Source organism: Rhodoplanes elegans (assembly GCF_016653355.1).
Classification (GTDB): domain Bacteria; phylum Pseudomonadota; class Alphaproteobacteria; order Rhizobiales; family Xanthobacteraceae; genus Rhodoplanes; species Rhodoplanes elegans.
The window spans coordinates 1-23314 of the sequence record NZ_NHSK01000143.1; the positions used below are offsets into that span (position 1 = coordinate 1).

The window sequence follows — 23314 nt, forward strand, 5'->3', positions numbered from 1 at the left end:
GGGGGCGCCGCCGCGAGTCTCTGCTGGTCGGAGGCGCCCCCTCACCCCGACCCTCTCCCCGCACGCGGGGAGAGGGAGAGAGACGCGGCCGCCGAGTGCGACGAACACTCCCCGGCGCCGGGGGAACGAGACCCGGAGTCTGGGCCAGAATCGGAATTCCAGGGAGGACATCATGATTTCCATGACGCGACGTCATTTCTCCACCGCGCTGCTGGCGGGCGCCGGCGTGATCGCCATGCCTGCCGTGCTGCGCGCGCAGGCGAAGCCGCGCCTCGTCGTGGTCGGCGGTGGGCCGGCCGGCGCGACCGTGGCGCGCTATGTCGCCAAGGATTCGAACGGCGCCATCGACGTGACGCTGGTCGAGCCGGCCAAGAAGTTCATCACCTGCTTCCATTCGAACCTCTATCTCGGCGACTACCGGCCGTGGGACTCGATCGCGCACGACTACAATCTCGCCGCCGCCGGCGTGAAGAAGGTCGACCAGGCGGCCGCCGCGATCGATCGCGACAAGAAGGAGGTGCGCCTCGCCGACGGCAACGTGCTGCCCTACGACCGCCTCGTCGTCGCGCCCGGCATCGATCTCGACTTCGGCTCGGTTCCCGGCTGGTCCGAGGCGGCCGCCGAGGTGATGCCGCACGCCTGGAAGGCCGGCCCGCAGACCCAGCTCCTGAAGAAGCAGCTCGACACGCTGCAGGACGGCGCCACCATCGTGATGATCGCGCCGCCGAACCCGTATCGCTGCCCGCCCGGACCCTACGAGCGCGTCTCCTGCATGGCGGCCGTCCTCAAGAAGAAGGGCCACACCAAGTCGCGCATCGTGGTGATCGACCCGAAGGACCGCTTCTCCAAGATGGCGCTGTTCCAGGAGGGATGGCAGAACCACTACCCGGGCATGGTCGAGTGGATGGACCCGAAGATGCATGGCGGGCTCAAGAGCGTCGACCCGAAGACCATGACGGTCGTCACCGATCTCGAGAGCATCAAGGCCGACCTCGTCAACGTGATCCCCAAGCAGATGGCCGGCAAGATCGCCCGTGACGCGGGGCTCGCCAACGCCACCGGCTACTGCCCGATCGACCCGACCAACATGAAGTCGGCAAACGACCCGAACATCTTCGTGCTCGGCGACGCCTCGATCGCCGGGGCGATGCCGAAGTCGGCCTTCGCGGCCAACAGCCAGGCCAAGGTGGTGGCGATGGCGGTGCGCGGCGAGCTCGCCGGCTCCCGCACCTTCCCGGCGCGCTATTCCAACACCTGCTGGTCGATCATCGCGCCCGACGACACGGTCAAGATCGGCGGTCGTTACGAGGCCAAGGACGGCGCCATCGCCGAGGTCGAGGGCTTCGTCTCCAAGACCGGCGAGGGCAAGGACGAGCGCCGCCAGACCAGCGAGGAGAACATGGGCTGGTACAAGGGCATCGTCGCCGACATCTTCGGGTGAGGCGGAACCACCGCTTCGGCGTCGCGGTCGTTCCGCCCTCGTCCTGAGGAGCGACCGCAGGTCGCGTCTCGAAGGGCGGGGGCGGCCACCACCGAAATCGCACCCGCCCGGTTTCGGCGTTCGGACCTGCACAAGTCGGCTGATGCCGGCTCGTGGTGGCCACATGGTTCGAGACGCGGACCTGCGGTCCGCTCCTCACCATGAGGAGAGCGGGAGGTGAGAGGACTGGCCGTGATCGACCGACGAATCTTTTTGCGCGGGACGGCGGGCGCCCTGGCGGCACCGGCGCTCGCCGCGCCCGCCATCGCCCAGGTGAAGCCGCACGTCGTCGTGGTCGGCGGCGGCGCGGGCGGCGCGACGGCGGCCAAGTATCTGGTCTCGACCGGCGCCGAGCTCGACGTGACGCTGGTCGAGCAGAATCGCCAGTTCGTTACGCCGTTCACGTCGAACCAGTTCCTCGCCGGGCTCAAGCCCTACGAGCAGCTCGTCTTCGGCTACGACAATCTCGCCGGGCGCGGCGTCAAGCTGGTGTTCGAGCGGGTCGCCGGCATCGCGCGCACGGCGAAGCGCCTGCGCCTCGCCGACGGGTCGGAGATTCCCTACGACCGCCTGATCATCTCCCCCGGCATCGACTTCCGGTATGCCGACGTGCCGGGCTATTCGGCCGAGGCGGCGGAGCGCATGCCGCACGCGTGGCGGGGCGGCGACCAGCTCCTGCTGCTCAAGCGCCGGCTCGACGCGGTCGAGGACGGCGGCCTGATCGTCATCATCGCGCCGCCGACGCCCTATCGTTGCCCGCCGGCGCCCTACGAGCGCGCCTCGATGATGGCGCTGGCGCTGAAGCGACGCGGCGTCAAGGACGTCCGCATCGTCATCCTCGACGCCAAGGACCACTTCACCATGCAGCCGCTGTTCGAGGACGGCTGGGAGCGGCACTATCCCGGCGTCATCGAGTGGCAGGACCCCAAGATGCACGGCGGCATCAAGTCCGTCGATCCCAAGTCCATGACCGTGACGACCGACCTCGAGACCCACAAGGCGGCGCTGGTCAACGTCATCCCGCCCCAGCAGGCGGGCCGCCTCGGCCGCGACGCCGGCCTCACCGACGAGACCGGCTGGTGCCCGGTCGATGCCGGGACCATGAAGTCGCTCGTCGATGCAAACATCCATGTGATAGGCGACGCCGCGATCGGCGGCGACTTTCCGAAGTCGGGCTTCGCCGCCAACAACGAGGCGAAGAACACCGCAATGATCGTCCGCCACGAGCTGCTCGGCGGGCGGCTCTTGCCGGTACGCTTCACCAACCACTGCTGGAGCACCATCGCGCCCGACGACGCGATCAAGAACGGCGCCCGCTACGAGCCGCGCGACGGCAAGATCGTGATGCTCGACCCCTACACGTCACAGCGCGACGAATCCGCAGAGTTGCGCGAAAAGCAGGCCAAGGAGGCGGTCGGCTGGTATCGCGGCATGACGACCGACATGTTCGGGTGACAGATTCCGGTCATCCCGGGGCGCGGACTGCAGGTCCGCGAGCCCGGGATCCATACGCCCGGCGATGATGGCTCACGAAAGAGATGGCTCGCGAAAGACAGCGGGTATGGATCCCGGGCTCGGCGCTTTCGCGCCGCCCCGGGGCGACCAGGCAATTCTGCGAGGCTTCCTCGCGGGAGAAGTTGTAATTGCTCTACCGTCCGGAGCTGATCAGGATCGGTCGGTTGTTTCCGCTTTCGCCATCACCCCCGCCAGTGCCGCCCCGTACAGAATCATGCACGCTCCGGTCGGCGGGTTTTCGCGCAGGCGCGCCGCGATCGTTGCGATCGTGCCGGTCATGGTCTTCGGATCGCTCCCCAGGCTCTCCACCACGGCGGCCGGCGTGTCGGGTGACAGGCCGTGGGCAAGAAGCTTGTCGGCGAGCGCCGGGAACGTCGCCTTGCCCATGAACACGCAGGTCGTCGCCGCCGGGTCTGCAAGCGCCGAGAGGTCGAGGTCGTCGGGCAGGCCGCCCGTCACCTCGTGCGCCGTGATGAACTGCACGCGCCGCGCGACCAGCCGCTTGGTCAGCGCCGTGCCGAGATGGGCGGCCGCCGCCGTCGCCGAGGTGACGCCCGGCACCATCTCGATGGCGAGGCCTGCCTCGCGGGCCGCCGTGATCTCCTCGTCGGCGCGCGAGAAGATCGCTGGGTCGCCCGACTTCAGCCGCACCACCCGCTTTCCGAGCCGCGCATAGGCGACCATCAGCCGGCTCACCTCGGTCTGCTTGGGCGCGTGCTGACCGGCGCGCTTTCCCACCGAGATCAGCTCGGCGTCCTCGCGCGCATGGACGAGGGCGCCGGCGCTGCCGAGATCGTCGTAGAGCACCACGTCGGCGGCGCGCAGGCGATCGACGGCACGCAGCGTCAGCAGATCCGGGTCGCCCGGTCCGGCCCCGACCAGGGCGATGTGGCCCGCGGAGGCATGGTGATCGGGATCGTCAGTCATCTAAGCAGTCCTGGCGGCAGTTCTGGCGGCAGTCCTGACAGGATGCGGCGGCCCGCCTATAGTCGCGCGCATGAGCGAAGAGAAGCCGCTGCGGCCCGGCTGGACCACGGGCACCTGCGCGACCGCGGCGACGCGCGCCGCCGTCGAGGCGCTGGTGACCGGCCATTTGCCGGACCCCGTCACCGTGACGCTGCCGGGCGGCCAGAGGCCGAGCTTTTCGCTCGCTTTCGGCGAGACGGGCGAGGGTTTCGCCCGGGCCGGCGTGGTGAAGGACGCGGGCGACGATCCCGACGTGACGCATGGCGCCGTCGTCGTCGCGACGGTCCGGCCGGGTGCGCCGGGCACCGGCGTGACGTTCCGGGCAGGCGAGGGGGTCGGCACCGTGACGCGGCCGGGCCTGCCGGTCGCGGTCGGCGAGCCGGCCATCAATCCGGTGCCGCGCGCTATGATCCGCGCCGCGATCGCCGAGGTGTGCGCCGTCACCGGCGCGGCCGGCGACATCGAGGTCGTGATCTCGGTCCCGAACGGCGAAGCCCTCGCGCAGAAGACGCTCAACCCGCGGCTCGGCATCGTCGGCGGCCTGTCGATCCTCGGCACCACCGGGATCGTGGTGCCGTTCTCCTGCGCGGCGTGGATCCACGCGATTCATCGCGGCGTCGACGTCGCCCGCGCCGCGGGCCTGTCGCACATCGCCGGCGCGACGGGATCGACCTCCGAGGCCGCCATCGCGGCGCTCGACGGCCTGCCCGAGATCGGGCTGATCGACATGGGCGACTTCGTCGGCGGCCTGTTGAAATACGTGCGGCTGCACCCGGTCGAGCGCGTCACCGTCGCGGGCGGCTTCGCTAAGATGACCAAGTTTTCGCAGGGGCTCCTCGATCTCCACTCGCGTGCGGGCGAGGTCGATCTTTCTCACCTCGCCCGGCTCGCCGGCGAGGCGGGCGCGTCGCGCGCGTTGGTCGAGGCGATCCCGGAAGCGAACACGGCGCTCGAGGTCCTGCAGCGAACGCAGGCCGAGGGCATCGACATCGCCGCCGTGGTCGCGGCGCGCGCGGTCGCGACCGGCGCGGCGCTGCTGCGCGGCACGAACGTCGGCCTCGACGTCGTGGTGTTCGGCCGCACAGGCGCGCTGCTCGCCCGCACGCCGGTGGTGAGGGGATAGATGACGGCCCGGCAGAAGGTTCTGATCCTCGGCGGCACCACGGAGGCGCGGCGGCTGGCCGAGGCACTGGCGAACGCGCCCGAGATCGATGCCGTGCTGTCCTATGCGGGGCGCACCGAGAGCCCGCTCGCCGTGCCGGTGCCCTGGCGGGTCGGCGGCTTCGGCGGCGTGCCGGGGCTGATCGACTATCTGCGCGCCGAAAAGATCGACCGTGTGGTCGACGCGACGCATCCGTTCGCGGCGCAGATGAGCGGCAACGCCGTCGCGGCTTGCGCGGCGACGAGTGTTCCGCTGGTCGCGCTGGAGCGGGCGCCGTGGCGGCCGGAGGCGGGCGACCGCTGGATCGAGGTCGACACGCTGGAGGAGGCGGTCGCCGCGGTCGGCGACGTGCCACGCCGCGTCTTCCTCGGCATCGGCCGGCTGCATCTCGACGCCTTCGTGAAGAAGCCGCAGCACCATTATCTGGTCCGCCTGGTCGATGCGCCGCGTGAAAAACTGCCGCTGCCGAACGTCACCGTGGTGGTGGCGCGCGGGCCGTTCGACGTCGACGGCGACCGCGCGCTGATGGTCGAGCACGGCAGCGAGCTGGTGGTGTCGAAGAACGCCGGCGGCACGGCGGCCGTCGCGAAAATCATCGCGGCGCGAAGCCTCGGGCTGCCGGTCGTGATGGTGCGGCGGCCGCACGTTCCGAAGCGACCGGCGGTCGACACCGTCGCGGCCATGCTGGCGTGGCTCGCCGGCGGGAGCGTTCACGACGCGCTCTCCGCCGGCGCCGAGCGCGGCGTGTAGACGAGGGCCGGGCCGCGTTCCCGCGTGATCAGCCGGGTCTGCGACGAGCCGACGATGACGAGCGTGCGCATGTCGGCGCGCGAAGCTACGGCGTCGGCGAGCGGCACCGTGTCGATCTTTTCGGCCTCGGCGCTCACCGCGGTGGCGAAGATCACGGGCGTCGTCGGCGGGCGCAGCGGGCGCAGGATGTCGAGCGCCTGGCCGAGCTGATGCGGCCGCGCCTTCGACACCGGATTGTAGAGCGCGATGACGAAGTCGGCCTCGGCGGCGAGCCGCAGGCGCTTCTCGACCAAGGCCCAGGGCTTCAGATTGTCCGAGAGGTTGATGGCGCAAAAATCGTGGCCGAGCGGCGCGCCGGCCCGCGCCGCCGCCGCCGTCATCGCCGTTACGCCGGGCAGCACCCGCAGGTCGAGCTCGCGCCAGCCGGGATCGCCGTGCTCGACCGCCTCGAGGACGGCCGCCGCCATGGCGAACACGCCGGGATCGCCCGACGAGACGACGACGACGCGCCGCCCGGCGCCCGCGAGCGTCAGCGCGTGGCGGGCGCGGTCGATCTCCTCGCGGTTGTCGGAGCCGTGCTTCGTCAGCCCGGGCCGGTCGGGCACGCGGGCGATGTAGGGGCCGTAGCCGATCAGGTCGGTCGCGGCGGCGAGCGCGTCCGTCACGTCCGGCGTGGTCAGGCGTGGGTCGCCGGGGCCGAGGCCGACGACGACCAGCGAGCCCGAGGACGAGGCGTCGCTCATGGCCGCCGCCCTTGGCCGTGCACCAGCACCATCGAGAAGTAGGGCGCGGCATCGTCCGGCTTGTCGGCGAGGCGCAGCACCGTCTCGCCCGCCATGGTGCCGCGCTCGACATAGACGGCGCGGTCGATCAGGCCGGCGGTCGTCAGCGCCCGCCGCACTTTTGGGAGGTTTTTTCCCAGCTTCATGATCACGAGCGCGTCGGCCCGGCCCATGCGGTCGACGAGCGTCGGCTCGTCGAGCGTCGCGGGCAGCACCGTGAGAATATCGTCGCCCCAGGTGATCGGCGCACCCGTCGCGGTCCAGCAGCCGGCCATGCCGGGGATGCCGGGGACGACGACAACGGGCACGCGGCCGGCGAGGCGCGTGTGCAGATGCATGAACGAGCCGTAGAGGAACGGGTCGCCCTCGCACAGCACGATCACGTCACGGCCCTGATCCGTGTACGCGGTCAGACGGGCAACGCAGTCCTGATAAAAGTCCTTCAGGGCGGCGTTGTAGGCCGGGTCCTTGAAGGCGATCTCGGTCGTGACCGGATACGCCATCGCGATCTCGGTCACGTCGGGGGCCAGGAGCCCCGCCGCAATGGTGCGAGCGTTGCTGGTCCGCCCGGCCTTGCAGAAATAGGCGACGACAGCGGCGCCGCGCACCAGCCGGTCGGCCTTGACGCTGATCAGCTCGGGATTGCCGGGGCCGAGCCCGACGCCGTAGACGGTGGCGGTCATCGGCGACGCTCCCCGGCGACAGTGGTCCCTTCGGAGGCGATAGAGGCGCCGTCACCTCTCCCCGCGTGCGGGGAGAGGTCGAATTTCGCGCGGCACGCGCGGAATTCGGGTGAGGGGTCGTCTCCGTATCCACGAGGCGCCCCCTCACCCCGACCCTCTCCGCGCGCGCGGGGAGAGGGAGCGCAGGCGCCGCGCAAGCAGCGAGAGGGAGTTGAGGCGCCGTGCATCGAGAGGAGTCCGGCAGGGACGTGACTCGAGATAACGATCATCGTCATTCCCGGTCGCTCGCCAGCGCGTTGACGGCGGCGGCCGTCATGGCGCTGCCGCCCTTGCGGCCGCGCACGATCATGCTGGGCACGCGGCCGTCGGCGAGCAGCGCCTCCTTCGACTCCGCCGCGCCGACGAAGCCGACCGGCATGCCGATGACGGCGGCCGGCATCGCGGCGCCGTCGTCCAGCATCTCCAGCAGCCGGAACAGCGCCGTCGGCGCGTTGCCGATCGCCACGACCGAACCGCCCAGCCGCTCGCGCCACAGCTCCATGGCGGCGGCCGTGCGGGTGGTGCCGAGCTTGTCGGCCAGCAACGGCACGGCCGGATCGGAGAGCGTGCAGATCACGTCGTTGTCGGCCGGCAGCCGCGCCCGGGTGACGCCGTGCGCCACCATCTGGGCGTCGCAGAAGATCGGCGCGCCGGCCCGCAGCGCGGCCCGCGCTGCCGCCGCGGCGCCCGGCGAGAAGACGAGATCGGCCGCGACCTCGACCATGCCGCTCGCATGGATCACCCGCACCGCGACCTTCTCCTCCTCGGGCGCGAAGCGGGCGAGGTCGGCCTCGGCCCGGATGATCGCAAACGAGCGGCGATAGATCGCCGCTCCGTCCTTCTCGTAGACGAGGGTCATGCACAAGCCTTTGTCGTCATTCCGGGGCGCACCGAAGGTGCGAACCCGGAATCCAGCCGCGACGTCGGAGGTCGTGGCTGGATTCCGGGTCCGGCCCTCCGGGCCGTCCCGGAATGACTGGTGAAGTCGTGATCAGGTCTCGCATCATCGACCGTCGTCCGCGATCGCGTCGATGACGCTGTTGCGCCGGGTGGTCCAGTGGCCGGCCGTGACGAGCTGGCGGAAGCGCCGGCGCATCGCCTCGGCGGCGCGCGGGTTGGCGCTGTCGAGGAAGTCGCGCACCTCCTCGTCGCCGAGCGTCGCGTCGTAATAGAGGTCGAAGTGATGCGGCGGCACTGCCTGGGCGAGATGCGCGAACAGCGCCATCTGGTCGAGCGTCCAGGCGATCTCGGCGGCGCCGCGGAACCCGTGCCGCATCTGCCCGCAGATCCAGGTCCGGTTGGTGGCGCGCGCCCGCACCACGCGGGCGATCTCTTCCCGCAGCGTGCGCATGCGTGGGCTCTCGGCGCGCGCCGAATCGGCGTGATAGAGGGCGGGACTCGCGCCGAGCGTTTTTGCGGCCGCCGCGAAGCCCGCCTCGTGCGCCGCGTAGTCGGGCGCCATCAGCAGGTCGGTCTCGGGCAGGTCCTGGGTGTGCACGAAGGCGTCGGCCGCCGCGACCTGCCCTTCCAGCGCGTCACGCGCGAGGACGCCGTCGCCGCGGCCATAGGCATGGGCGCTGCCGGCGAGCCAAGCCTCGGCCGCGGCCGCCACGCTCTCGGGCGTGAGATCGTCGACGGTCTCGGCGACGCCGACCCCGTAGGCGCCCGGCGCCGGGCCGAAGACCCTCGGGCCACCCGTGGTCCGGAACGGGTTCTCGTCGGCCGGCTCGTCGCGGGCCGCGAGGGCGGCGACCGCCTGCTCGAACAGCACCGGCAGGCTCGGGAACACGTCGCGGAACAGCCCGGAGATGCGCAGCGTCACGTTTATGCGTGGGCGCCCGAGCTGCGCCAACGTGAGCACCTCGAAGCCGGAGACGCGGTCGGAGGTGGTGTCCCAGGTCGGCACCACGCCCATCAAGCGCAGCGCCATGGCGAGCTCCTCGCCGGCCGTGCGCATGGTCGCCGAGCCCCACAGATCAACCACCACGGAGCCCGGATACTCGCCGTGATCCTGCAGATGGCGCGTCAGCAGCGCGTCGGCGAGGCGGGCGCCCTGGTCGGTGGCGGCGCGGCTCGGCACCGCGCGCGGGTCGACCGTGAAGAGATTGCGGCCGGTCGGCAACACGTCGCGCCGCCCGCGCCACGGCGAGCCGGCCGGACCGGGCGCCACGGCACAGCCGTCGAGCGCCGCGAGCAGGCTCGTCTGCTCGGCTCGCGCGCAGACATCGAACGGCACGTTGGCCGACAGAGCGTCGTCGGGCACCACCGGGACGCGGCCGAACACGTGCAGGCCGTCGGCGAACTGCGTCGCCTTCACGTCGCACACGAAGGCGTCGAGCTTCGTCACCGCCTCCTGCGGGCTCGTGTCGTCGGTGATGCCGGTGTCGTGGTCGAGACCGGTCTCCTTGGCGGCCGCGACGATATCTTTCGCCAGCCGCTCGCGGCGGCGCGGATCGAGACCGTCGGCATTGGAGTACTCGTCGAGCAGCCGCTCGACCGTGTGCAGGCGCTCCGGCACGGTGCTCTGCCGCTGCGGCGGCGTCATGTGGCCGATCGTGACGGCGCCGAGCCGGCGCTTCGCCGTCGCCGCCTCGCCCGGATCGTTGACGATGAACGGATACACCACCGGCGTCGGCCCGAGCAGCACGTCCGGCCAGCACGCGCCCGAGAGCGCGACCGACTTTCCGGGCAGCCATTCGAGCGTGCCGTGCGCCCCCATGTGGACCAGCGCATCGATGCGGCAGACGTGCCGGAGCCACAGATGGAAGGCGACGAAGCCGTGCCGCGGGGCGCGGCGGGCATCGTGATACTCGACCGCCCGCGCGGCGCGGCTGCCGCGCTCGGGCTGCGCCGCGACGATGAGGTTGCCGCAGCGGATCGCCCTGAAGTGAAACTTGCCGTCGCGCACCGAAGGGTCGTCGTGAGGCGCGCCCCACTGCGCGACCAGATCGTCGCGAAGCGCGGGATCGAGTTCCGCCAGCGCCGCCTCGTAGTCCGCGAGGGGCCAGGAGACCTCTTCCGCCAGCAGGCGCGTGATCAGCGCCGCGTGATCAGGAGGCGCATCCGCCACCGCGTATCCGGCGTCGGCCAGCATGGAGAGAGCCGCGACCGCGCTTTCCGGCGCGTCGAGCCCGACCGCGTGGGCGATCTGGTCGTCGCGGCCCGGATAGGCCGACAGCACCAGCGTGAGCGTGCGGTCGCCGCGGGCCGTGCGGCGCAGCCGGGCCAACGCTTGCGCACGCGCCGCGACGGCGGCGACGCGCTCGCCGTGCGGCGCATGCACGACGCGGGCGAAGCCGAGATCCGGGTCGAGCGGCTCGGGCTCCTTGAACGAGACGACGCCGGAGAAGACGCGGCCGTCGACCTCGGGCAGCACCACATGGATGGCGAGGTCGGACGGCGACAGCCCGCGCTCCGACGTCGCCCAGGCGTTCTGAGATGATCCCGCGAGCGCCACTTGCAGCACCGGCGCGTCGGCCGCGTCGAACGGTCCGCCGTCGGCGTCGCGGGCCGAGAAGGCGGTGGCGTTGACGATCACGTCGGGCCTGATGCGGGCGAGCTGATCACGAAGCCAGGCCCGCGTCTCCGGCTCCTTCAGGCTGCCGACGAAGACGCCGACCGGCGTCACGCCGCGCGCGGTCAGCGCCGCCATCAGCGCCTCGACGGGCGCCGTGTCGGCTGCCGCCAGGATCGCGCGATAGAACACGACGAGCGCGCGCGGCGCGTCGACATCGTTCCGCGCGTCGACCGGACACGCCGAGAGATCGCCGGGGAAGAAACCGTGGCGGGGCAGGGCGCGCACGCCGAGGAGCGGCACGGCCCACAGGCCCGAGGCGAGCGCGAGCTGGGCCAGCGCGCCCTGCGCGGCGCGCGCCCCACCGGTGTCGCACAGCGTCTGCAGGCGGCGCAGCGTCGACACGGGCACGTTGGAGGCCTCGTCGAGCCGCGGGTCGGCGCGGCCGTCGCCGGGGATGATGGCCAGCGCGATGTTGTTCCGCGCCGCCGCGGCCCGCACCTCCTCGACGCCGTAGCGCCAGTAGTCGAGCCCCCCCAAGAGTCTGATCAGGATGCCTTTGGCGTGCGACAGCGTCTTCTCGATGTAGAGATCGACCGAGAGCGGATGCTGGAGCCGCGCCAGATTGGCGAGTCGCAGGCTCGGCAGATCGTCGCGTCCGGCCCGCCAGCCGGCCGCGAAGGCGCCGAGGTCGCTGTCCGCGAACGACAGGACGACGAGATCGGCCGGCGCGTGGCCGAGATCCTCGGCCGTCGCCGCCTCCTCGAGCCCGTGCGTCTCGCGGAACAGGATGTGCATGGGTCAAGCCGGCTCGCCCTGCAGGGCCGCCGTCACGGCGGCGTGGTCGAAGCCCTTCTGGCCGATGACGACGAGACGCGAGACGCGCGGCTCGTCGGCCGCCCATGGCCGGTCGAACTGCGCCCGCACCCGCGTGCCGACGCCCTGCACCAGGAGCCGCATCGGCTTGCCGCGCACCGCGACATAGCCCTTGGCGCGCAGCACCCCGTGGTCGCGGGCGATCGCCTCGACCTTGGCCACCACCTCGGGGATGGCGGCATGATCCGGCAGCGTCACCACGATGGTCTCGAAGTCGTCGTGATCGTGCTCGCCGTGCTCCTCGTGATGGCTCGGGCGGGCGGCGAGATCATCCTCCGCGGCGGCGCCGAGGCCGAGCACGACACGCGGATCGACGCGGCCCTCCTGCGTCTCGATCACCGGAATTTTGCGCGGCATCTCGGCCTGCACGGTGTCCCGCGCGGCGGCCAGCGCCTGCGTGTCGACCAGGTCGATCTTGTTGAGGATGACGATGTCGGCACAGGCGACTTGATCCTCGAACACCTCGCCGAGCGGCGTGTCGTGGTCGATCGTCTCGTCGGCGGCGCGCTGCGCCGTCACGGCGGCGAGGTCGGGCGCGAAGCGGCCGTCCGCCACGGCCTCGGCGTCGGCGACCGCGATCACCCCGTCGACCGTGATGCGGGTGCGCAGATCGGGCCACTCGAAGGCCTTGAGGAGCGGCTTGGGCAGCGCGAGGCCCGAGGTCTCGATGAGGATGTGCTCGGGCGGCTGCGGCCGCGCCAGCAGGGCCTGGATGGTCGGCACGAACTCGTCGGCCACGGTGCAACACAGGCAGCCGTTGGTGAGTTCGACGATCGCATCCTCCGGGCAGCTCGGGTCGGCGCAACCTTTCAGGATGTCGCCGTCGATACCGACGTCGCCGAACTCGTTGACCAGCACGGCGAGCCGGCGGCCGCCCGGATTCTCCATCAGGTGCCGAACCAGGCTGGTCTTGCCGGCCCCCAAAAAGCCCGTGACGATGGTGACGGGGATTTTTTCGAGCGACATGTTTTCAACGCTCCTGCGGGACGGCGGGCAGCGGCGGGACGCGAGCGACCACGCCCTTGCGGAGGATCTCCGGGCGCTCGCGCCAGGGCACCAGCCCGTCGGCGGTCGCGGCGTAGCGGGCGGCGCTGGCCAGGATGGCGTCGGCCTGGTCGGGCGCGAGGCCGCCGTAGACGTAGCTCCAGCGGCCGGGGCCCGCGACGGCGACCGTGCAGGCGCGGTTGCAGTTCGACAGGCACTCGGCCGGCACGATCGTCACGTCCGGCGCGCCGACGCGCTGCTGGGCGGCGACCAGGGCGTCGTGGAGGAGGCGGCCCGACCGCACCTCCTCGTCGGCGGAGAGCCGACAGGTGACGCAGACATGCAGGTTCACAGGGGCAGGCGGATTCGGGGTCGGGGCCGAAGGCTCCACGGGGGTCATGAATCGCTCGTCGACGGACGGAGGACGGGTGTCCTCCGAGACGTGCGGCGAGCGGACCTGCACTCCGTTCGGCCGACATTCGCTCCGGAACACCCCGCCCGGAACGGCGTCAGTAGCAGGCGACGGCAGGTCTCCTGGCTCGCGGGTCGCTGCCGGCACCGCCTTCCCGAGGGCTCGCCCCAGTGGCTTCGGTGCAGGCTCGCCGCTCACAGTTGCGGGGGCAGCTCCGGCACGGCACCGACCCGGTCGCCCGTCTCGCGGGTGTGCCGGATCGCCGCCCCCGGTATTCCCTCTTGTCCGACCCGCAAGACGTTTCGCGACATGCGAAAACGTCCCGGCGGGCGGGACACCGTCGGCGCGAGGATCTGTGCGGCGGAAGTGCCGCCCTGTCAATCCGGCGGTTGCCCGAGCGGACGCCCTGTGGTCCTGTCGCCCACCCCCGACGAGGACGCTCATGACCACCCCAGAGACCGAGACCGACGAGGCTGCGCGCCACCGCGTAAAAATGGAGAAGCGCAAGGCCCTGCAGGACGCCGAGATCGCCTCGAAGACGGTCGAGAAGGGGCTCCTGCTCGTCCATACCGGCACTGGAAAAGGCAAGTCGACGGCCGCCTTCGGGCTGGCGCTGCGGGTGCTCGGCCACGGCGGACGGGTCGGCGTCGTCCAGTTCATCAAGAGCCGGCCGACCGGCGAGAAGACGGCGCTGGCGGTGTTCGGCGACCGCGTCGTCTGGCACACGGCGGGCGAGGGATTCACCTGGGAGACCCAGGACAAGGCGCGCGACATGGCCGCCTGCCGGGGCGCCTGGGACACCGCCAAGGCGCTGATGACCGACCCGGCGTTCGGCCTGGTGATTCTCGACGAGCTCAACATCGCGCTGCGTTACGACTACCTGCCGGTCGAGGAGGTGGTGGCGACGCTCGCGGCGCGCCGCCGCGATCTCCACGTCGCCGTCACGGGCCGCAACGCCAAGCCGGCCCTGGTCGAGGCCGCCGACCTCGTCACCGACATGACGATGGTCAAGCACCACTTCAAGGCCGGCGTGAAGACCCAGGCCGGGATCGAGTATTGAGGGTGGCGGGGCGAGTGGAATGCCGATGGTCATTCCGGGGCGCGCCGAAGGCGCGAACCCGGAAACCAGCCGCGACCGGAATGCTCGGGACTGGATCCGGGGTCCGGCGCTTCGCGCCGTCCCGCAATGACGGGGCGGACGCGCGACCGGCGAGACGAGCATGACCGCCCGCACCCTCATGTTTCAGGGCACCGGCTCGGACGTCGGCAAGTCGTTGATCGTCGCCGGGCTCGCCCGGCTGCTGACCCATCGCGGGCTGCGGGTGCGGCCGTTCAAGCCGCAGAACATGTCGAACAACGCGGCCGTGACGGCCGACGGCGGCGAGATCGGCCGCGCCCAGGCCCTGCAGGCGCGCGCCGCGCGGGTCGCGCCGTCGGTGCACATGAACCCGGTGCTTTTGAAGCCGCAGAGCGAGACCGGTGCTCAGATCGTCGTCCAGGGCCGGGTGTTCGGGACCGCCCGGGCAAAGGACTACCAGTCGCGAAAAGCCGCGCTGCTGCCGCATGTTCTGGACAGTTTTTCACGCCTGCGCGGCGACGCCGACATCGTGCTGGTGGAGGGGGCGGGCTCCGCCTCCGAGGTGAACCTGCGGGCGAACGACATCGCCAACATGGGCTTCGCCCGCGCCGCCGACGTGCCCGTGGTGCTGATCGGCGATATCGACCGCGGCGGCGTGATCGCGAGTCTCGTCGGCACCGCCGCCGTCGTCGAGCCCGAGGATGCCGCGCTGATCCGCGGCTTTCTCGTCAACAAGATGCGCGGCGACCCATCGCTGTTCGCCGCCGGCATGGCGGTCATCGCTAAAAAGACCGGATGGGCGCCGCTCGGCCTGGTGCCGCATTTCTATGACGCCCACCGCCTGCCCGCCGAGGACATTTACGGGCTCGACGCCGGGACCGCGACCGCGCCTGCCGCGAAAACAGGAAAGGTCCGCATCGCCGTGCCGGTGCTGCCGTCGATCTCCAACTTCGACGACCTCGACCCGCTGCGGCTGGAGCCCGCCGTCGATCTCGTGCTGCTGAGGAACGGCGCGCCGCTGCCGGCCGACACCGACCTCGTGATCCTACCCGGCGCCAAGACGACCATCCGGGATCTCGCGGCGCTGCGCGCGGTCGGCTGGGACATCGACATTCTGGCTCACGTCCGTCGCGGCGGCCGGGTGCTCGGCCTGTGCGGCGGCTATCAGATGCTCGGCCGCGAAATCGCCGATCCGGACGGCGTCGAGGGCCCGCCCGGCACGGCGCCGGGGCTCGGCCTTCTCGACGTGATCACGACGCTGACGGGCGACAAGTCGCTGGTCGCCGTGACGGGCCACACCGTCGCCGACGGCGTGCCGCTCGAGGGCTACGAGATGCACATGGGCCGCACCACCGGACCCGGCATAGCGCGGCCGCTGGTGCGGCTCGACGATCCGCAGGGCGACGCGCAGGATGGCGGCCGCGACGACGGCGGCGTCTCGCCGGACGGCCGCGTCGCCGGAACCTACGTCCACGGGTTCTTCGCCGACGACCGCCAGCGTGCCGCCTGGCTCGCCCGCCTCGGTGCGCCGGTGGCGGAGCAGGGCGGCCTCGCCTTCGAGGCGATGGTCGACGAGACGCTCGATGCGCTCGCGGCGCATCTCGAGGCGCACGTGGACATCGAGGCTCTACTCGGCCTCGCGCGCTGACGCGGCCGCGCCCGCTCTTCCTTGCGACAGCGCATCAGGCATCCGGAGGGATGAAACGATTCTCCCGGTGCTCGGCCTCGTGGCCCGGACAAGGCGCGGCAGGCCGTAGGCCTGATGCGCCGCAGATCCGGGGCCCAGGGGCCGCACGATGGGTGCTGCACCTGATCGCCCCTGGGTCCCGGTTCGCGGCGCGTCGCGCCGCGCCCGGGACACGAGACCTCGGTCAGGTGGCTTTCACGACCCCGCCCGGCTCTTCCCCCAGCTCCGTGCGACGAGCGACAGCGCCGCGTCGCGGGTCTTCGGCAGCGGGTCGGTCGCGCCGAGATGCCCGGCGTCGCGGGCCGCGAGTCCGAGGGTGAGGAGAAACGGCGGCTCGATCCCGGCGGCCGCCATGGCGGCGCGATCTGCGAGCACGTCCTCGGCGAGACCTTGGCGGAGCACCTTGCCGCCGGCGAACAGCGCGACGTCGTCGGCGAGCCGGTAGGCGAGGTCGACGTCGTGGGTCGCGAACACCAGCGTCGCCCCGTCGGCGTGCAACGCCTGCAGCGCGGCCAGGAGGCCGTCGAGGCCGGCGCGGTCGAGGCCCGCGGTCGGCTCGTCGAGCAGCAGCACCTCGGGCCGCATCGCGACGGCGCCGGCGATCGCGACGCGCTTCTTCTGGCCGAACGAGAGCATGTGGGTCGGCCGCGCGGCGAGCTCGGCGATGCCCATCACCAGGAGGGCATCGGCGACGCGGCGGCGCACCTCGTCGTCGGCGAGACCGAGATTGAGCGGCCCGAACGACACGTCCTCCTCGACCGAGGCGGCGAACAGCTGATCGTCGGCGTCCTGCAGCACCAGCCCGACGCGGCGGCGCCACGCATTGAGGTCGGCGCGCCCGTACCCGGCCGGTGCGCCGTCGAGCAGCACCCGGCCGCGCTGCGGCCGCAGCGTGCCGTTGAGGTGGAGGAGCAGCGTCGTCTTGCCGGCGCCGTTGGGTCCGAGAATGGCGAGGCGGCGCCCGCGCCGCACGACGAGATCAAGGTCCGACAGGGCCGGACCGCCGTCCCGATAGGCGTAGGTCAGGCCTTGCGCTTCGAGCAGGGTCACCGCGCCCAAAACCCCAATCCGGCGACACCGGCCTCGATGGTGAGGACGACCGCCAACGCCGGCCAGGACACGGCGGCGTCGCGCGACAGCACCCGCATCTCGCCGGTCCAGCCGCGTGCCGCGAGGCCGATCTCCAGCCGGCGCGCGCGGTCGAGCGACCGCGGCAAGAGATTGGCGATCAGCACGCCGAGCGAGCGCAGCCGCCGCCCGGCGCCGGCATGGCCGAGCCGTGCCGCCTGGGCCGTGTCCATGGCCAGCGCGGTCGCTCCGAGGAGAAACAGGAAGCGGTACATCAGAAGGGCGATCTCGGCGATCTCGCCGGGCAGGCCGAGACGGCGTGCGCCGGCGACCAGGTCTGTCGCAGGGGTCGTCAGGGCGAGGAACAGAAGCGCCGTCACGCCGGCGAGCGCGCGCGCCGTCGCTCCGGCTGCGGTCGCCAGCCCGTCCGGTGCGAGGCCGAGGCCGCCGTCGCCCACCTGCAGCGCGAGCGACAGCGATCCGACCAGCAGGAAGCCGAACGGTGCCGCCACGCAGGCGAGCCAGGTCCGGGCCGGCACCCGCGCGCCGACCAGCGTCGCCGCCGTCATCACGCCGGCGACCACCGGGGCGACCGGAAACGGCGGAAAGGCGAGGGCGAGCGCCATCATGCCGAAGGCCAGGACGGATTTTTCGGTCAGCGACCGCGATCGCCAGCGGTTGAGGTGGGCCGCCCTATCGACGGGTGACATCGTCGGACGCGGACGATCGGCCGTGCCTTCGGCCGATCACATAGCCGAGCACGCCGGCGCCGAGCGCCGCCTGCAGGGCGAACAGCAGGCTCTGGATCTCGCCGTTGGGCGGCGTCCACAGCGGCTTGAACCACGGCTCGTAGCCGGGGCGCGCCTCGACGATGGCGCTCACCGCCTGATCGTCCGTGCCCTTGAACTCGCCCTCGATGCCCGGCAGGAGGAGGGGCGCGGCGACGATGGCGGCCGCGAGGGCGACGAGGAGCCACGAGGATCGCTTGGAGATCATCGCTCGGTCCCCCCGGCCAGCCCGCGCACGCCGTCGCGCAATCCGCCGAGGAGATTCGGCGAGGCTTCGAGCGCGTTGATCACCACCACGGTCAGGAGACCTTCGGCGATCGCCAGCGGGATCTGGGTGACGGCGAAGATGCCGCCGAACTTCGCCACGGCGCCGAGCACGCCCGAGCTCGCGTCCGGGTAGGCGAGCGCGAGCTGCACCGAGGTCGTGAGATAGGTGGAGAGGTCGCCCAGCATGGCGGCGCAGAACACTGCGACACTCGCGCCGATGCCGAGCCTGCTCGCCAGCCGCCACACCGACCAGCTCACCCACGGCCCGACGATGGCCATCGAGAACACGTTGGCGCCGAGCGTCGTCAGGCCGCCATGAGCGAGCAGCAGCGCCTGGAAGACGAGAACGATCGTGCCGAGCACCGCCATGACGGCGGGGCCGAACAGGATGGCGCCGAGCCCGGTGCCGGTCGGATGCGAGCACGAGCCCGTGACGCTCGGGATCTTCAGGGCCGACATGACGAACGTGAAGGCGCCGGCCGCGGCGAGCATCATCTTGGTCTGCGGCTCGTCCCGCAGGATGCGCCGCATCCGGACCGCTCCGGCGATCACGAAGGGCGCGGACACCGCGAACCAGCCGGCCGCGTGCCCGACCGGCAGATAGCCTTCCATGATATGCACGCGAACCCTCCCGTCGGCTGCGCGTGCGCTCGAACAGGCCCCGGAACACCCCGCCCGGGAACATGGCGCACGCCACCTGATGGCAGGTCTCCTGACTCGCGGCTCGGCGGCTTCCGCGCCGTCTTCCCGGCCGTCGTGCAGTCCCTATTCGGAGGGGGAGACTGCGGCCAGTGACGAACCCGCGCGAAAACCTCACCGCTTACAGTTGCGGGGGCAGTTGCGGCCTGAGCGCCCGCGGGCGCCGCACCGCATTCCCTTTTCACCTCGCGCCGGACCGACGGCGCGAAGAACCATCGCGGCGACATTAGGCGCACGGCGGGTTCCGGCGCAAGCACGGCCCCATCCGGTTTCGCCCGGACCGGCAGCCCCCGGGGGGGCCGATTGCGCCGGACCGGGCGCCGGGCTAAGCCCACGCGGACCTCGTCGGCCGTCGCCGAACACAGGCGCGCGGCCGGTGGGGATGTCGATCTGAGGCGACCGATTGGGCAGACCGATGCAGCCGAGGAACGAGGCGATCCTGCGCGGGCACGGCGGGCGTGTCGACGAGGCGGAGCGACTCTATCCGGAGGCGCCGACCCCGTGGATCGACCTGTCGACCGGCATCAACCCGCACGCCTATCCGGTGCCGGCGGTCGATCCGGAAGCGTATCGCCGGCTGCCGCTCGGGCGCGACATCGACCGGCTGACCGACGCCGCCGCGGCGGCCTACGGCCGCCCGGCCGGCACGGCGCTGCTGCCGGTGCCGGGCAGCGAGCTCGCCATCCGGCTGCTGCCGGTGATTCTGGGATCCCGGGCGCGGGTCGGGGTCGTCGGCCGCACCTACTCCTCGCACGCCGCCGCCTGGGAGGAGACCGGCGCCACGGTGCGGCCGCTGCCGGCGCTGCCGGACCCGGCGGCCCGCGACCTGGACGTCGTCGTGCTGGTCAACCCGAACAATCCGGACGGCGCGAGTGTTTCGCGCGCAGAACTCCTCGGTTTCGCCGAGGCGTGGACGGCGACCGGCCGCAAGCTGATCGTCGACGAGGCCTTCGCCGACGTCGCGCCCGAGCTGTCGCTGCTCGCCGCCGAGCGGCTGCCGGACGGCGTCCTGGTGCTGCGCTCGCTCGGCAAGTTTTACGGGCTCGCCGGGCTGCGGGTCGGTTTCGTCGCGGTGGCGGAGCGGGCCGCGATGCCGTGGCGGCGGCGGCTCGGCGACTGGCCGGTGTCGGGCCCGGCCTGTGCGATCGCGGCGGCGGCGCTCCTCGACACCGCCTGGGCGGCGACGATGCGGGCGCGGCTCGCCGCCGACCGCGCCCGGCTCGAGGGAATGCTGGTGAGCGGCGGCCTGCGCATCCTCGGCGGCACCGATCTGTTCGTCCTCGCCGAAGGCCCGCCGGGCCGCGATCTCGTCGACGCCTTCGCGCATGCCGGCATTCTGGTGCGCGGCTTCCCGCACACCCCGAACCGCTATCGCTTCGGCTTGCCGGCCGACGAGCCGGCCTTCGCGCGGCTCGCCGCCGCCTGCCGCTCACTCGCCGCCGCTGCGCCGGGGCGGTGAGGCGATCCGGTCGATGGCGGCGCGCAGCAGCGCCGCCGCTCGGTAGGGCGCGTGCATCATCTTGCTGGCCGGCAGCACCAGGAAGAACCCGGTGACGAGGCCGAGATGGAGCGTCAGCGTGACGCCCATCAGCATTGTCTCGCGTAGCGCCAGCACGGCGAGGCCGCTCGCCGCGACGAGCCCGAGCAGCACCAGGAAGATCAGGTTCAGCCGCGTCTCCTGGGCCTCGGTCGCCGTCGTGTCGGTCCGCACCTCGACCGACATGAGCCCGCCGATGCCGACCAGCATCGCGACGCCGCCGAGCGTGCCGGCGAGCACCGGAAGGCTGAAGACCGGGTAGGGCGCCGGCGCGTCGGCGACGTGATGCCAGAGCGCCGCCGAAACCGTTGACAGGATCGTCAGCGCGAAGCCGCCGACCATCACGTGATGGGCGATGCGCCGCTCGCGTGAAAAACGGCCGTCGACGTCGTTGCAGCCGGCGCCGCCGCCGCCGAGATTGCTCAGCGTCACGACATCGACGAAGGCCGGCCAGAGCGCCCGCTTGACGACCCGGGCGGAGACCGGCGGCGCGATCGCCCGCCAGAACGCCACCGTCGACGCCGTCATGGCCGCCACGGCCCACAGGAACGACAGGCCGGCTGCCGTCGTCATCACGCCCCACGGCACGACCCGATAGAACGCCCCGCCGCCGCGATGCACCCCGAACAGCGTTTCACGCGGCACCGTTAGGACGACCAGGAGAAGCGCCGCGACCGTGACGGCGCCCACCACGGCCGCGGGCATCCAGGCGTGCCGCCCGAACGCGCCGGCGAGCCAGCGCGGCCGGGCGAAGTCCGCGTACGTGTGGCGACGGGCGGCCGCGAGCGTCTGCGGCACGTTGATGGCGAAGGGGTGCGGCGGCGCGTATTGGCAGGCGTGCCAGCAGCCGCGGCAGGCGTGGCAGAGATTGGCGACATGGGCGACGTCGGTGAGCGAGAAGGTCGCCTTGCCGGCGATCGCCGGGAACACGGCGCAGACGCCGTCGCAATACATGCAGGCGCTGCACAGCCGCAGCACCCGCTCGGCCTCCTCGGCGACCTCACGCGGCGGCACGGGCGGCCTCCTCGCCGGCGATCCGGCCCGACACGGCGGCGAGGGTGAGCCCGAGCCCGGCCAGATAGCCGTGGCGCAGCACGTTGGCCGCCATCGTGGTGCCGGCCGCGAACACCCGCTCGCTGCGCCGTCCGCCACGCAGCCGCACCCGCATGCCGGTGTCCACGGCGACGCCGAAATGCGTGAAGGTGAGGCCGGGCAGCAGCGGCCAGGCGGCGAGCGGCAGCGCCGCGAGCGGCCGCACCGCGGGCTCGCGCTCCGCCGCCTCGGCGTTGAAGGTCCGCACCGTCGCGTCGAGCGATGCCGGATCGATCTCCAGCCGGCGCGCCAGCTCGGCGACCGAGGGCGCCGTGACCGGGGCGAGCGCGGTCGGCCCGACGCGCCGCAGTCCGTCCTGGTCGACGATCAGATAGGCGAGCTGGTCCGGACAGGCGGCGATGCGCGGTCCCCACTGGGCGTAGTGGGTGCGGCGCGTGTCGGCGCGCTCGTCGGCGAGGCGCCGGCCCGTGCGGTCGACGACGATGCCGTGCGGGATGCCGGTCATGCGGGTGACGATGCCGCCGTCGAAGCGCGGCCCGCGTGCGTCGACCGCGACCAGATGGGCGCTCGCCCGGTCGCCGACCGGCTCGGCGCCCAGCCCGAGCAGAAGATCGAGACCGTGCCCGGTGCAGTATTGCGAGCCGCGCACGACGAGCCGGTCGGCCGCCGGCCCGAGATCGACGCGGAGTTGTGCCAGATCCGCTTGATGCCCACCGGTCGCCACCACGACGGCTCGGGAGAGCATCGACTCGCGGCCCGCCGCCGTGTCGAGGACGACCGCGCAGTCGCCGTCGTCCGGGCGCAGGTCCACGAGCGTCGTGTCGTAGGAGACGACGACGCCGAGCGCCTCGGCGGTGGCGTAGAGGGCGTTCACCATCGCCTTGCCGCCGCCGAGCAGGAAGGCGGTGCGGCGCGAGTAGGGCAGCACGCCGCGGTCGAGCGCCTGCAGCCGCACGCCGGCGGCGAGAAGCCACGGCGCGATGCCGGCCGAGGCGCGGATCAGGGTGCGGGCGAGCGGTTCGTCGGTGTCGCCGCCGGTGACGCGGAGGAGGTCGGCGAGGAACTCCTCCGGCCGGTAGCTGTCCGGCACGTAGGGCGCCGGTCCGGCATGGGCGATCCGAAAGTTCCGCGCGTGCCGGGTGTTGCCGCCGCGGAGTGCCTCCGGCGCCGCCTCGACGAGCCGCACCGACGCACCGGCGAGCCGGGCCGCGATGGCGGCGCACAGGCCCGCCGCGGCCCCGCCGGCGACCAGGACGTCGAACCGGGTGGGGGTGAGGTCGGTCATGATTCTCCGAGGGCACGCGGGCGCCCTCATAGGAACCGGCTCGCCGGGCTGTCAACGCGGCCCTGCCGGCGGACGTCTTGCGTGGCGCCTCACGGCATGCATCAAGGGCGGCGGGCCGGCGGTGGTTCCCGGCTCAGGGCCGGGTCCGCCGGCGAGGGGCCGGGGGCGCGCGTGGGCGATCTGATCTTTCTCACCGGGCCGGTGCGCAGCGGCAAGAGCCGGCGCGCCGTCGACCTCGCGATGGGGTTCGGCGACGCCGTGGTGTTCGTCGCCACCTACCGGCGCGATCCGGCCGATGCCGAGATGGCCGAGCGGGTGCGCCGCCATCAGGCCGAGCGGCCAGCGACCTGGCGGACCCTCGAGGCGCCGGCCTCGATCGCCGCGGCGCTGGCGGCGCTCGATCCGCCGCCTTCCGGCGTGGTGATCGACAGCCTGGTGCTGTGGCTCGCCGACCGCTTCGACCAGGACGAGGCGGCGCTCGACGCGTGGAGCCGCGAGCTCGAGGCGTTCCGGGCGATGCCGTGCCCGGTCGTCGTCATCGGCGACGAGATCGGCTGGAGCCCGGTGCCGATGGAGCCGGCGCTGCGGCGGTTCCGCGACCTCGCCGGGTTCCTGGGGCAACGCACCGCCGCAGCCGCGACCGAAGCCTGGCTGATGGTCGCCGGCTGTCCGGTGCGACTGAAGTAGCC

21 protein-coding genes and 2 riboswitches are annotated in these 23314 nt (G+C 72.3%); of the genes, 8 read left to right on the forward strand and 13 right to left on the reverse strand.

Translation table 11 applies throughout. The features are described 5' to 3' along the window. Nucleotides 1–172: 172 nt before the first annotated feature. Nucleotides 173–1441, forward strand: coding sequence for an NAD(P)/FAD-dependent oxidoreductase (locus CCR97_RS17745; protein WP_111360184.1), 1269 nt, complete (start codon nucleotides 173–175; stop codon nucleotides 1439–1441). 231 nt (nucleotides 1442–1672) lie between these two features. Further along, the gene (locus CCR97_RS17750; protein ID WP_245429230.1) at nucleotides 1673–2935 is read left to right on the forward strand and encodes an NAD(P)/FAD-dependent oxidoreductase; all 1263 of its coding nucleotides are present in this window, start codon (nucleotides 1673–1675) and stop codon (nucleotides 2933–2935) included. Between the two features lie 210 nt (nucleotides 2936–3145). On the opposite strand, the gene cobA is transcribed toward CCR97_RS17750, so the two are convergent. Further along, nucleotides 3146–3922 (reverse strand): uroporphyrinogen-III C-methyltransferase, encoded by a 777-nt coding sequence (gene cobA / locus CCR97_RS17755; protein ID WP_111357645.1) that lies wholly within the window; start codon nucleotides 3920–3922, stop codon nucleotides 3146–3148. Nucleotides 3923–3992: 70 nt separating this feature from the next. Here cobA and CCR97_RS17760 point away from each other — a divergent pair, with 70 nt between their 5' ends. Continuing rightward, on the forward strand, nucleotides 3993–5084 hold the full coding sequence (locus CCR97_RS17760; RefSeq protein WP_111357644.1) for a cobalt-precorrin-5B (C(1))-methyltransferase: 1092 nt from the start codon (nucleotides 3993–3995) through the stop codon (nucleotides 5082–5084). Further along, on the forward strand, nucleotides 5085–5873 hold the full coding sequence (locus tag CCR97_RS17765) for a cobalt-precorrin-6A reductase (protein ID WP_201159718.1): 789 nt from the start codon (nucleotides 5085–5087) through the stop codon (nucleotides 5871–5873). Here CCR97_RS17765 and cobJ read toward each other — a convergent pair. From cobJ to CCR97_RS17795, 6 genes are all read right to left on the reverse strand, one after another. Beyond that, nucleotides 5834–6616, reverse strand: coding sequence for a precorrin-3B C(17)-methyltransferase (gene cobJ, locus CCR97_RS17770; RefSeq protein WP_111357643.1), 783 nt, complete (start codon nucleotides 6614–6616; stop codon nucleotides 5834–5836). The two genes, CCR97_RS17765 and cobJ, sit on opposite strands and share 40 nt — an antisense overlap. Further along, entirely contained in the window at nucleotides 6613–7338 is a 726-nt protein-coding gene (locus tag CCR97_RS17775; protein WP_111357642.1) for a precorrin-2 C(20)-methyltransferase, read from the reverse strand. Before CCR97_RS17775 ends, cobJ begins: the two co-directional genes overlap by 4 nt. A 271-nt stretch (nucleotides 7339–7609) precedes the next feature. Beyond that, nucleotides 7610–8236 (reverse strand): precorrin-8X methylmutase, encoded by a 627-nt coding sequence (locus CCR97_RS17780; protein WP_111357641.1) that lies wholly within the window; start codon nucleotides 8234–8236, stop codon nucleotides 7610–7612. A gap of 144 nt (nucleotides 8237–8380) precedes the next feature. Then, complete coding sequence (cobN, locus tag CCR97_RS17785; protein WP_111357640.1) at nucleotides 8381–11689, reverse strand: cobaltochelatase subunit CobN; 3309 nt, start codon at nucleotides 11687–11689, stop codon at nucleotides 8381–8383. Nucleotides 11690–11692: 3 nt separating this feature from the next. Next, entirely contained in the window at nucleotides 11693–12733 is a 1041-nt protein-coding gene (cobW, locus tag CCR97_RS17790; RefSeq protein WP_111357639.1) for a cobalamin biosynthesis protein CobW, read from the reverse strand. Nucleotides 12734–12737: 4 nt separating this feature from the next. Beyond that, nucleotides 12738–13151 carry a DUF1636 family protein gene (locus CCR97_RS17795; RefSeq protein ID WP_111357646.1) on the reverse strand — a complete coding sequence of 138 codons (414 nt, stop codon included), beginning with the start codon at nucleotides 13149–13151 and terminating at the stop codon, nucleotides 12738–12740. 107 nt (nucleotides 13152–13258) lie between these two features. Next, a riboswitch (cobalamin riboswitch) is annotated at nucleotides 13259–13485 on the reverse strand. A 120-nt stretch (nucleotides 13486–13605) separates the two neighbouring features. Here CCR97_RS17795 and cobO point away from each other — a divergent pair. Then, the gene (gene cobO, locus CCR97_RS17800; RefSeq protein ID WP_111357638.1) at nucleotides 13606–14223 is read left to right on the forward strand and encodes a cob(I)yrinic acid a,c-diamide adenosyltransferase; all 618 of its coding nucleotides are present in this window, start codon (nucleotides 13606–13608) and stop codon (nucleotides 14221–14223) included. 160 nt (nucleotides 14224–14383) lie between these two features. Then, nucleotides 14384–15889, forward strand: coding sequence for a cobyric acid synthase (locus tag CCR97_RS17805; protein ID WP_111357637.1), 1506 nt, complete (start codon nucleotides 14384–14386; stop codon nucleotides 15887–15889). 234 nt (nucleotides 15890–16123) lie between these two features. Here the strand turns inward: CCR97_RS17805 and CCR97_RS17810 are convergent, their stop codons facing one another. Genes CCR97_RS17810 through CCR97_RS17825 form a run of 4 tightly spaced genes read right to left on the reverse strand, consistent with a single transcriptional unit; the run spans nucleotide 16124 to nucleotide 18663 of the window. Continuing rightward, a complete protein-coding gene (locus CCR97_RS17810) occupies nucleotides 16124–16978 on the reverse strand; it encodes an energy-coupling factor ABC transporter ATP-binding protein (RefSeq protein ID WP_201159719.1) in 855 nt (284 codons plus the stop codon). Beyond that, the gene (gene cbiQ / locus CCR97_RS17815; protein WP_111357373.1) at nucleotides 16975–17706 is read right to left on the reverse strand and encodes a cobalt ECF transporter T component CbiQ; all 732 of its coding nucleotides are present in this window, start codon (nucleotides 17704–17706) and stop codon (nucleotides 16975–16977) included. Before cbiQ ends, CCR97_RS17810 begins: the two co-directional genes overlap by 4 nt. Continuing rightward, nucleotides 17690–17992, reverse strand: a complete 303-nt coding sequence (locus tag CCR97_RS17820; RefSeq protein WP_111357372.1) for an energy-coupling factor ABC transporter substrate-binding protein — start codon at nucleotides 17990–17992, stop codon at nucleotides 17690–17692. Before CCR97_RS17820 ends, cbiQ begins: the two co-directional genes overlap by 17 nt. Continuing rightward, nucleotides 17989–18663 (reverse strand): energy-coupling factor ABC transporter permease, encoded by a 675-nt coding sequence (locus CCR97_RS17825; protein ID WP_207199508.1) that lies wholly within the window; start codon nucleotides 18661–18663, stop codon nucleotides 17989–17991. The genes CCR97_RS17820 and CCR97_RS17825 overlap by 4 nt, the downstream gene beginning before the upstream one ends. Nucleotides 18664–18736: 73 nt before the next feature. After that, nucleotides 18737–18980, reverse strand: a riboswitch (cobalamin riboswitch). Between the two features lie 185 nt (nucleotides 18981–19165). Here CCR97_RS17825 and CCR97_RS17830 point away from each other — a divergent pair. Next, entirely contained in the window at nucleotides 19166–20209 is a 1044-nt protein-coding gene (locus CCR97_RS17830; protein ID WP_111357370.1) for an aminotransferase class I/II-fold pyridoxal phosphate-dependent enzyme, read from the forward strand. Here the strand turns inward: CCR97_RS17830 and tcuB are convergent. Next, entirely contained in the window at nucleotides 20180–21301 is a 1122-nt protein-coding gene (gene tcuB / locus CCR97_RS17835) for a tricarballylate utilization 4Fe-4S protein TcuB (RefSeq protein ID WP_245428846.1), read from the reverse strand. The genes CCR97_RS17830 and tcuB overlap by 30 nt on opposite strands. Beyond that, nucleotides 21288–22625 (reverse strand): FAD-dependent tricarballylate dehydrogenase TcuA, encoded by a 1338-nt coding sequence (gene tcuA, locus CCR97_RS17840; protein WP_111357369.1) that lies wholly within the window; start codon nucleotides 22623–22625, stop codon nucleotides 21288–21290. Before tcuA ends, tcuB begins: the two co-directional genes overlap by 14 nt. Nucleotides 22626–22796: 171 nt before the next feature. On the opposite strand from tcuA, the gene CCR97_RS17845 reads away from it, so the two are divergent. After that, nucleotides 22797–23312: a bifunctional adenosylcobinamide kinase/adenosylcobinamide-phosphate guanylyltransferase gene (locus CCR97_RS17845; protein WP_111357368.1), complete on the forward strand. Its 516-nt coding sequence runs from the start codon at nucleotides 22797–22799 to the stop codon at nucleotides 23310–23312. Nucleotides 23313–23314: the final 2 nt, after the last annotated feature.

Bases quoted from the DNA above. Each gene is read 5' to 3' on its own strand.
- CCR97_RS17745 (WP_111360184.1), top strand. From the start codon at position 173: ATGATTTCCATGACGCGACGTCATTTCTCCACCGCGCTGCTGGCGGGC.
- CCR97_RS17820 (WP_111357372.1), bottom strand. From the start codon at position 17,992: ATGATCTCCAAGCGATCCTCGTGGCTCCTCGTCGCCCTCGCGGCCGCC.
- cobA (WP_111357645.1), bottom strand. From the start codon at position 3,922: ATGACTGACGATCCCGATCACCATGCCTCCGCGGGCCACATCGCCCTG.
- cbiQ (WP_111357373.1), bottom strand. From the start codon at position 17,706: ATGTCACCCGTCGATAGGGCGGCCCACCTCAACCGCTGGCGATCGCGG.
- CCR97_RS17825 (WP_207199508.1), bottom strand. From the start codon at position 18,663: ATGGAAGGCTATCTGCCGGTCGGGCACGCGGCCGGCTGGTTCGCGGTG.
- CCR97_RS17780 (WP_111357641.1), bottom strand. From the start codon at position 8,236: ATGACCCTCGTCTACGAGAAGGACGGAGCGGCGATCTATCGCCGCTCG.
- cobN (WP_111357640.1), bottom strand. From the start codon at position 11,689: ATGCACATCCTGTTCCGCGAGACGCACGGGCTCGAGGAGGCGGCGACG.
- tcuA (WP_111357369.1), bottom strand. From the start codon at position 22,625: ATGACCGACCTCACCCCCACCCGGTTCGACGTCCTGGTCGCCGGCGGG.
- CCR97_RS17765 (WP_201159718.1), top strand. From the start codon at position 5,085: ATGACGGCCCGGCAGAAGGTTCTGATCCTCGGCGGCACCACGGAGGCG.
- cobJ (WP_111357643.1), bottom strand. From the start codon at position 6,616: ATGAGCGACGCCTCGTCCTCGGGCTCGCTGGTCGTCGTCGGCCTCGGC.
- CCR97_RS17795 (WP_111357646.1), bottom strand. From the start codon at position 13,151: ATGACCCCCGTGGAGCCTTCGGCCCCGACCCCGAATCCGCCTGCCCCT.
- CCR97_RS17775 (WP_111357642.1), bottom strand. From the start codon at position 7,338: ATGACCGCCACCGTCTACGGCGTCGGGCTCGGCCCCGGCAATCCCGAG.
- cobO (WP_111357638.1), top strand. From the start codon at position 13,606: ATGACCACCCCAGAGACCGAGACCGACGAGGCTGCGCGCCACCGCGTA.
- cobW (WP_111357639.1), bottom strand. From the start codon at position 12,733: ATGTCGCTCGAAAAAATCCCCGTCACCATCGTCACGGGCTTTTTGGGG.
- CCR97_RS17805 (WP_111357637.1), top strand. From the start codon at position 14,384: ATGACCGCCCGCACCCTCATGTTTCAGGGCACCGGCTCGGACGTCGGC.
- CCR97_RS17830 (WP_111357370.1), top strand. From the start codon at position 19,166: ATGCAGCCGAGGAACGAGGCGATCCTGCGCGGGCACGGCGGGCGTGTC.
- CCR97_RS17760 (WP_111357644.1), top strand. From the start codon at position 3,993: ATGAGCGAAGAGAAGCCGCTGCGGCCCGGCTGGACCACGGGCACCTGC.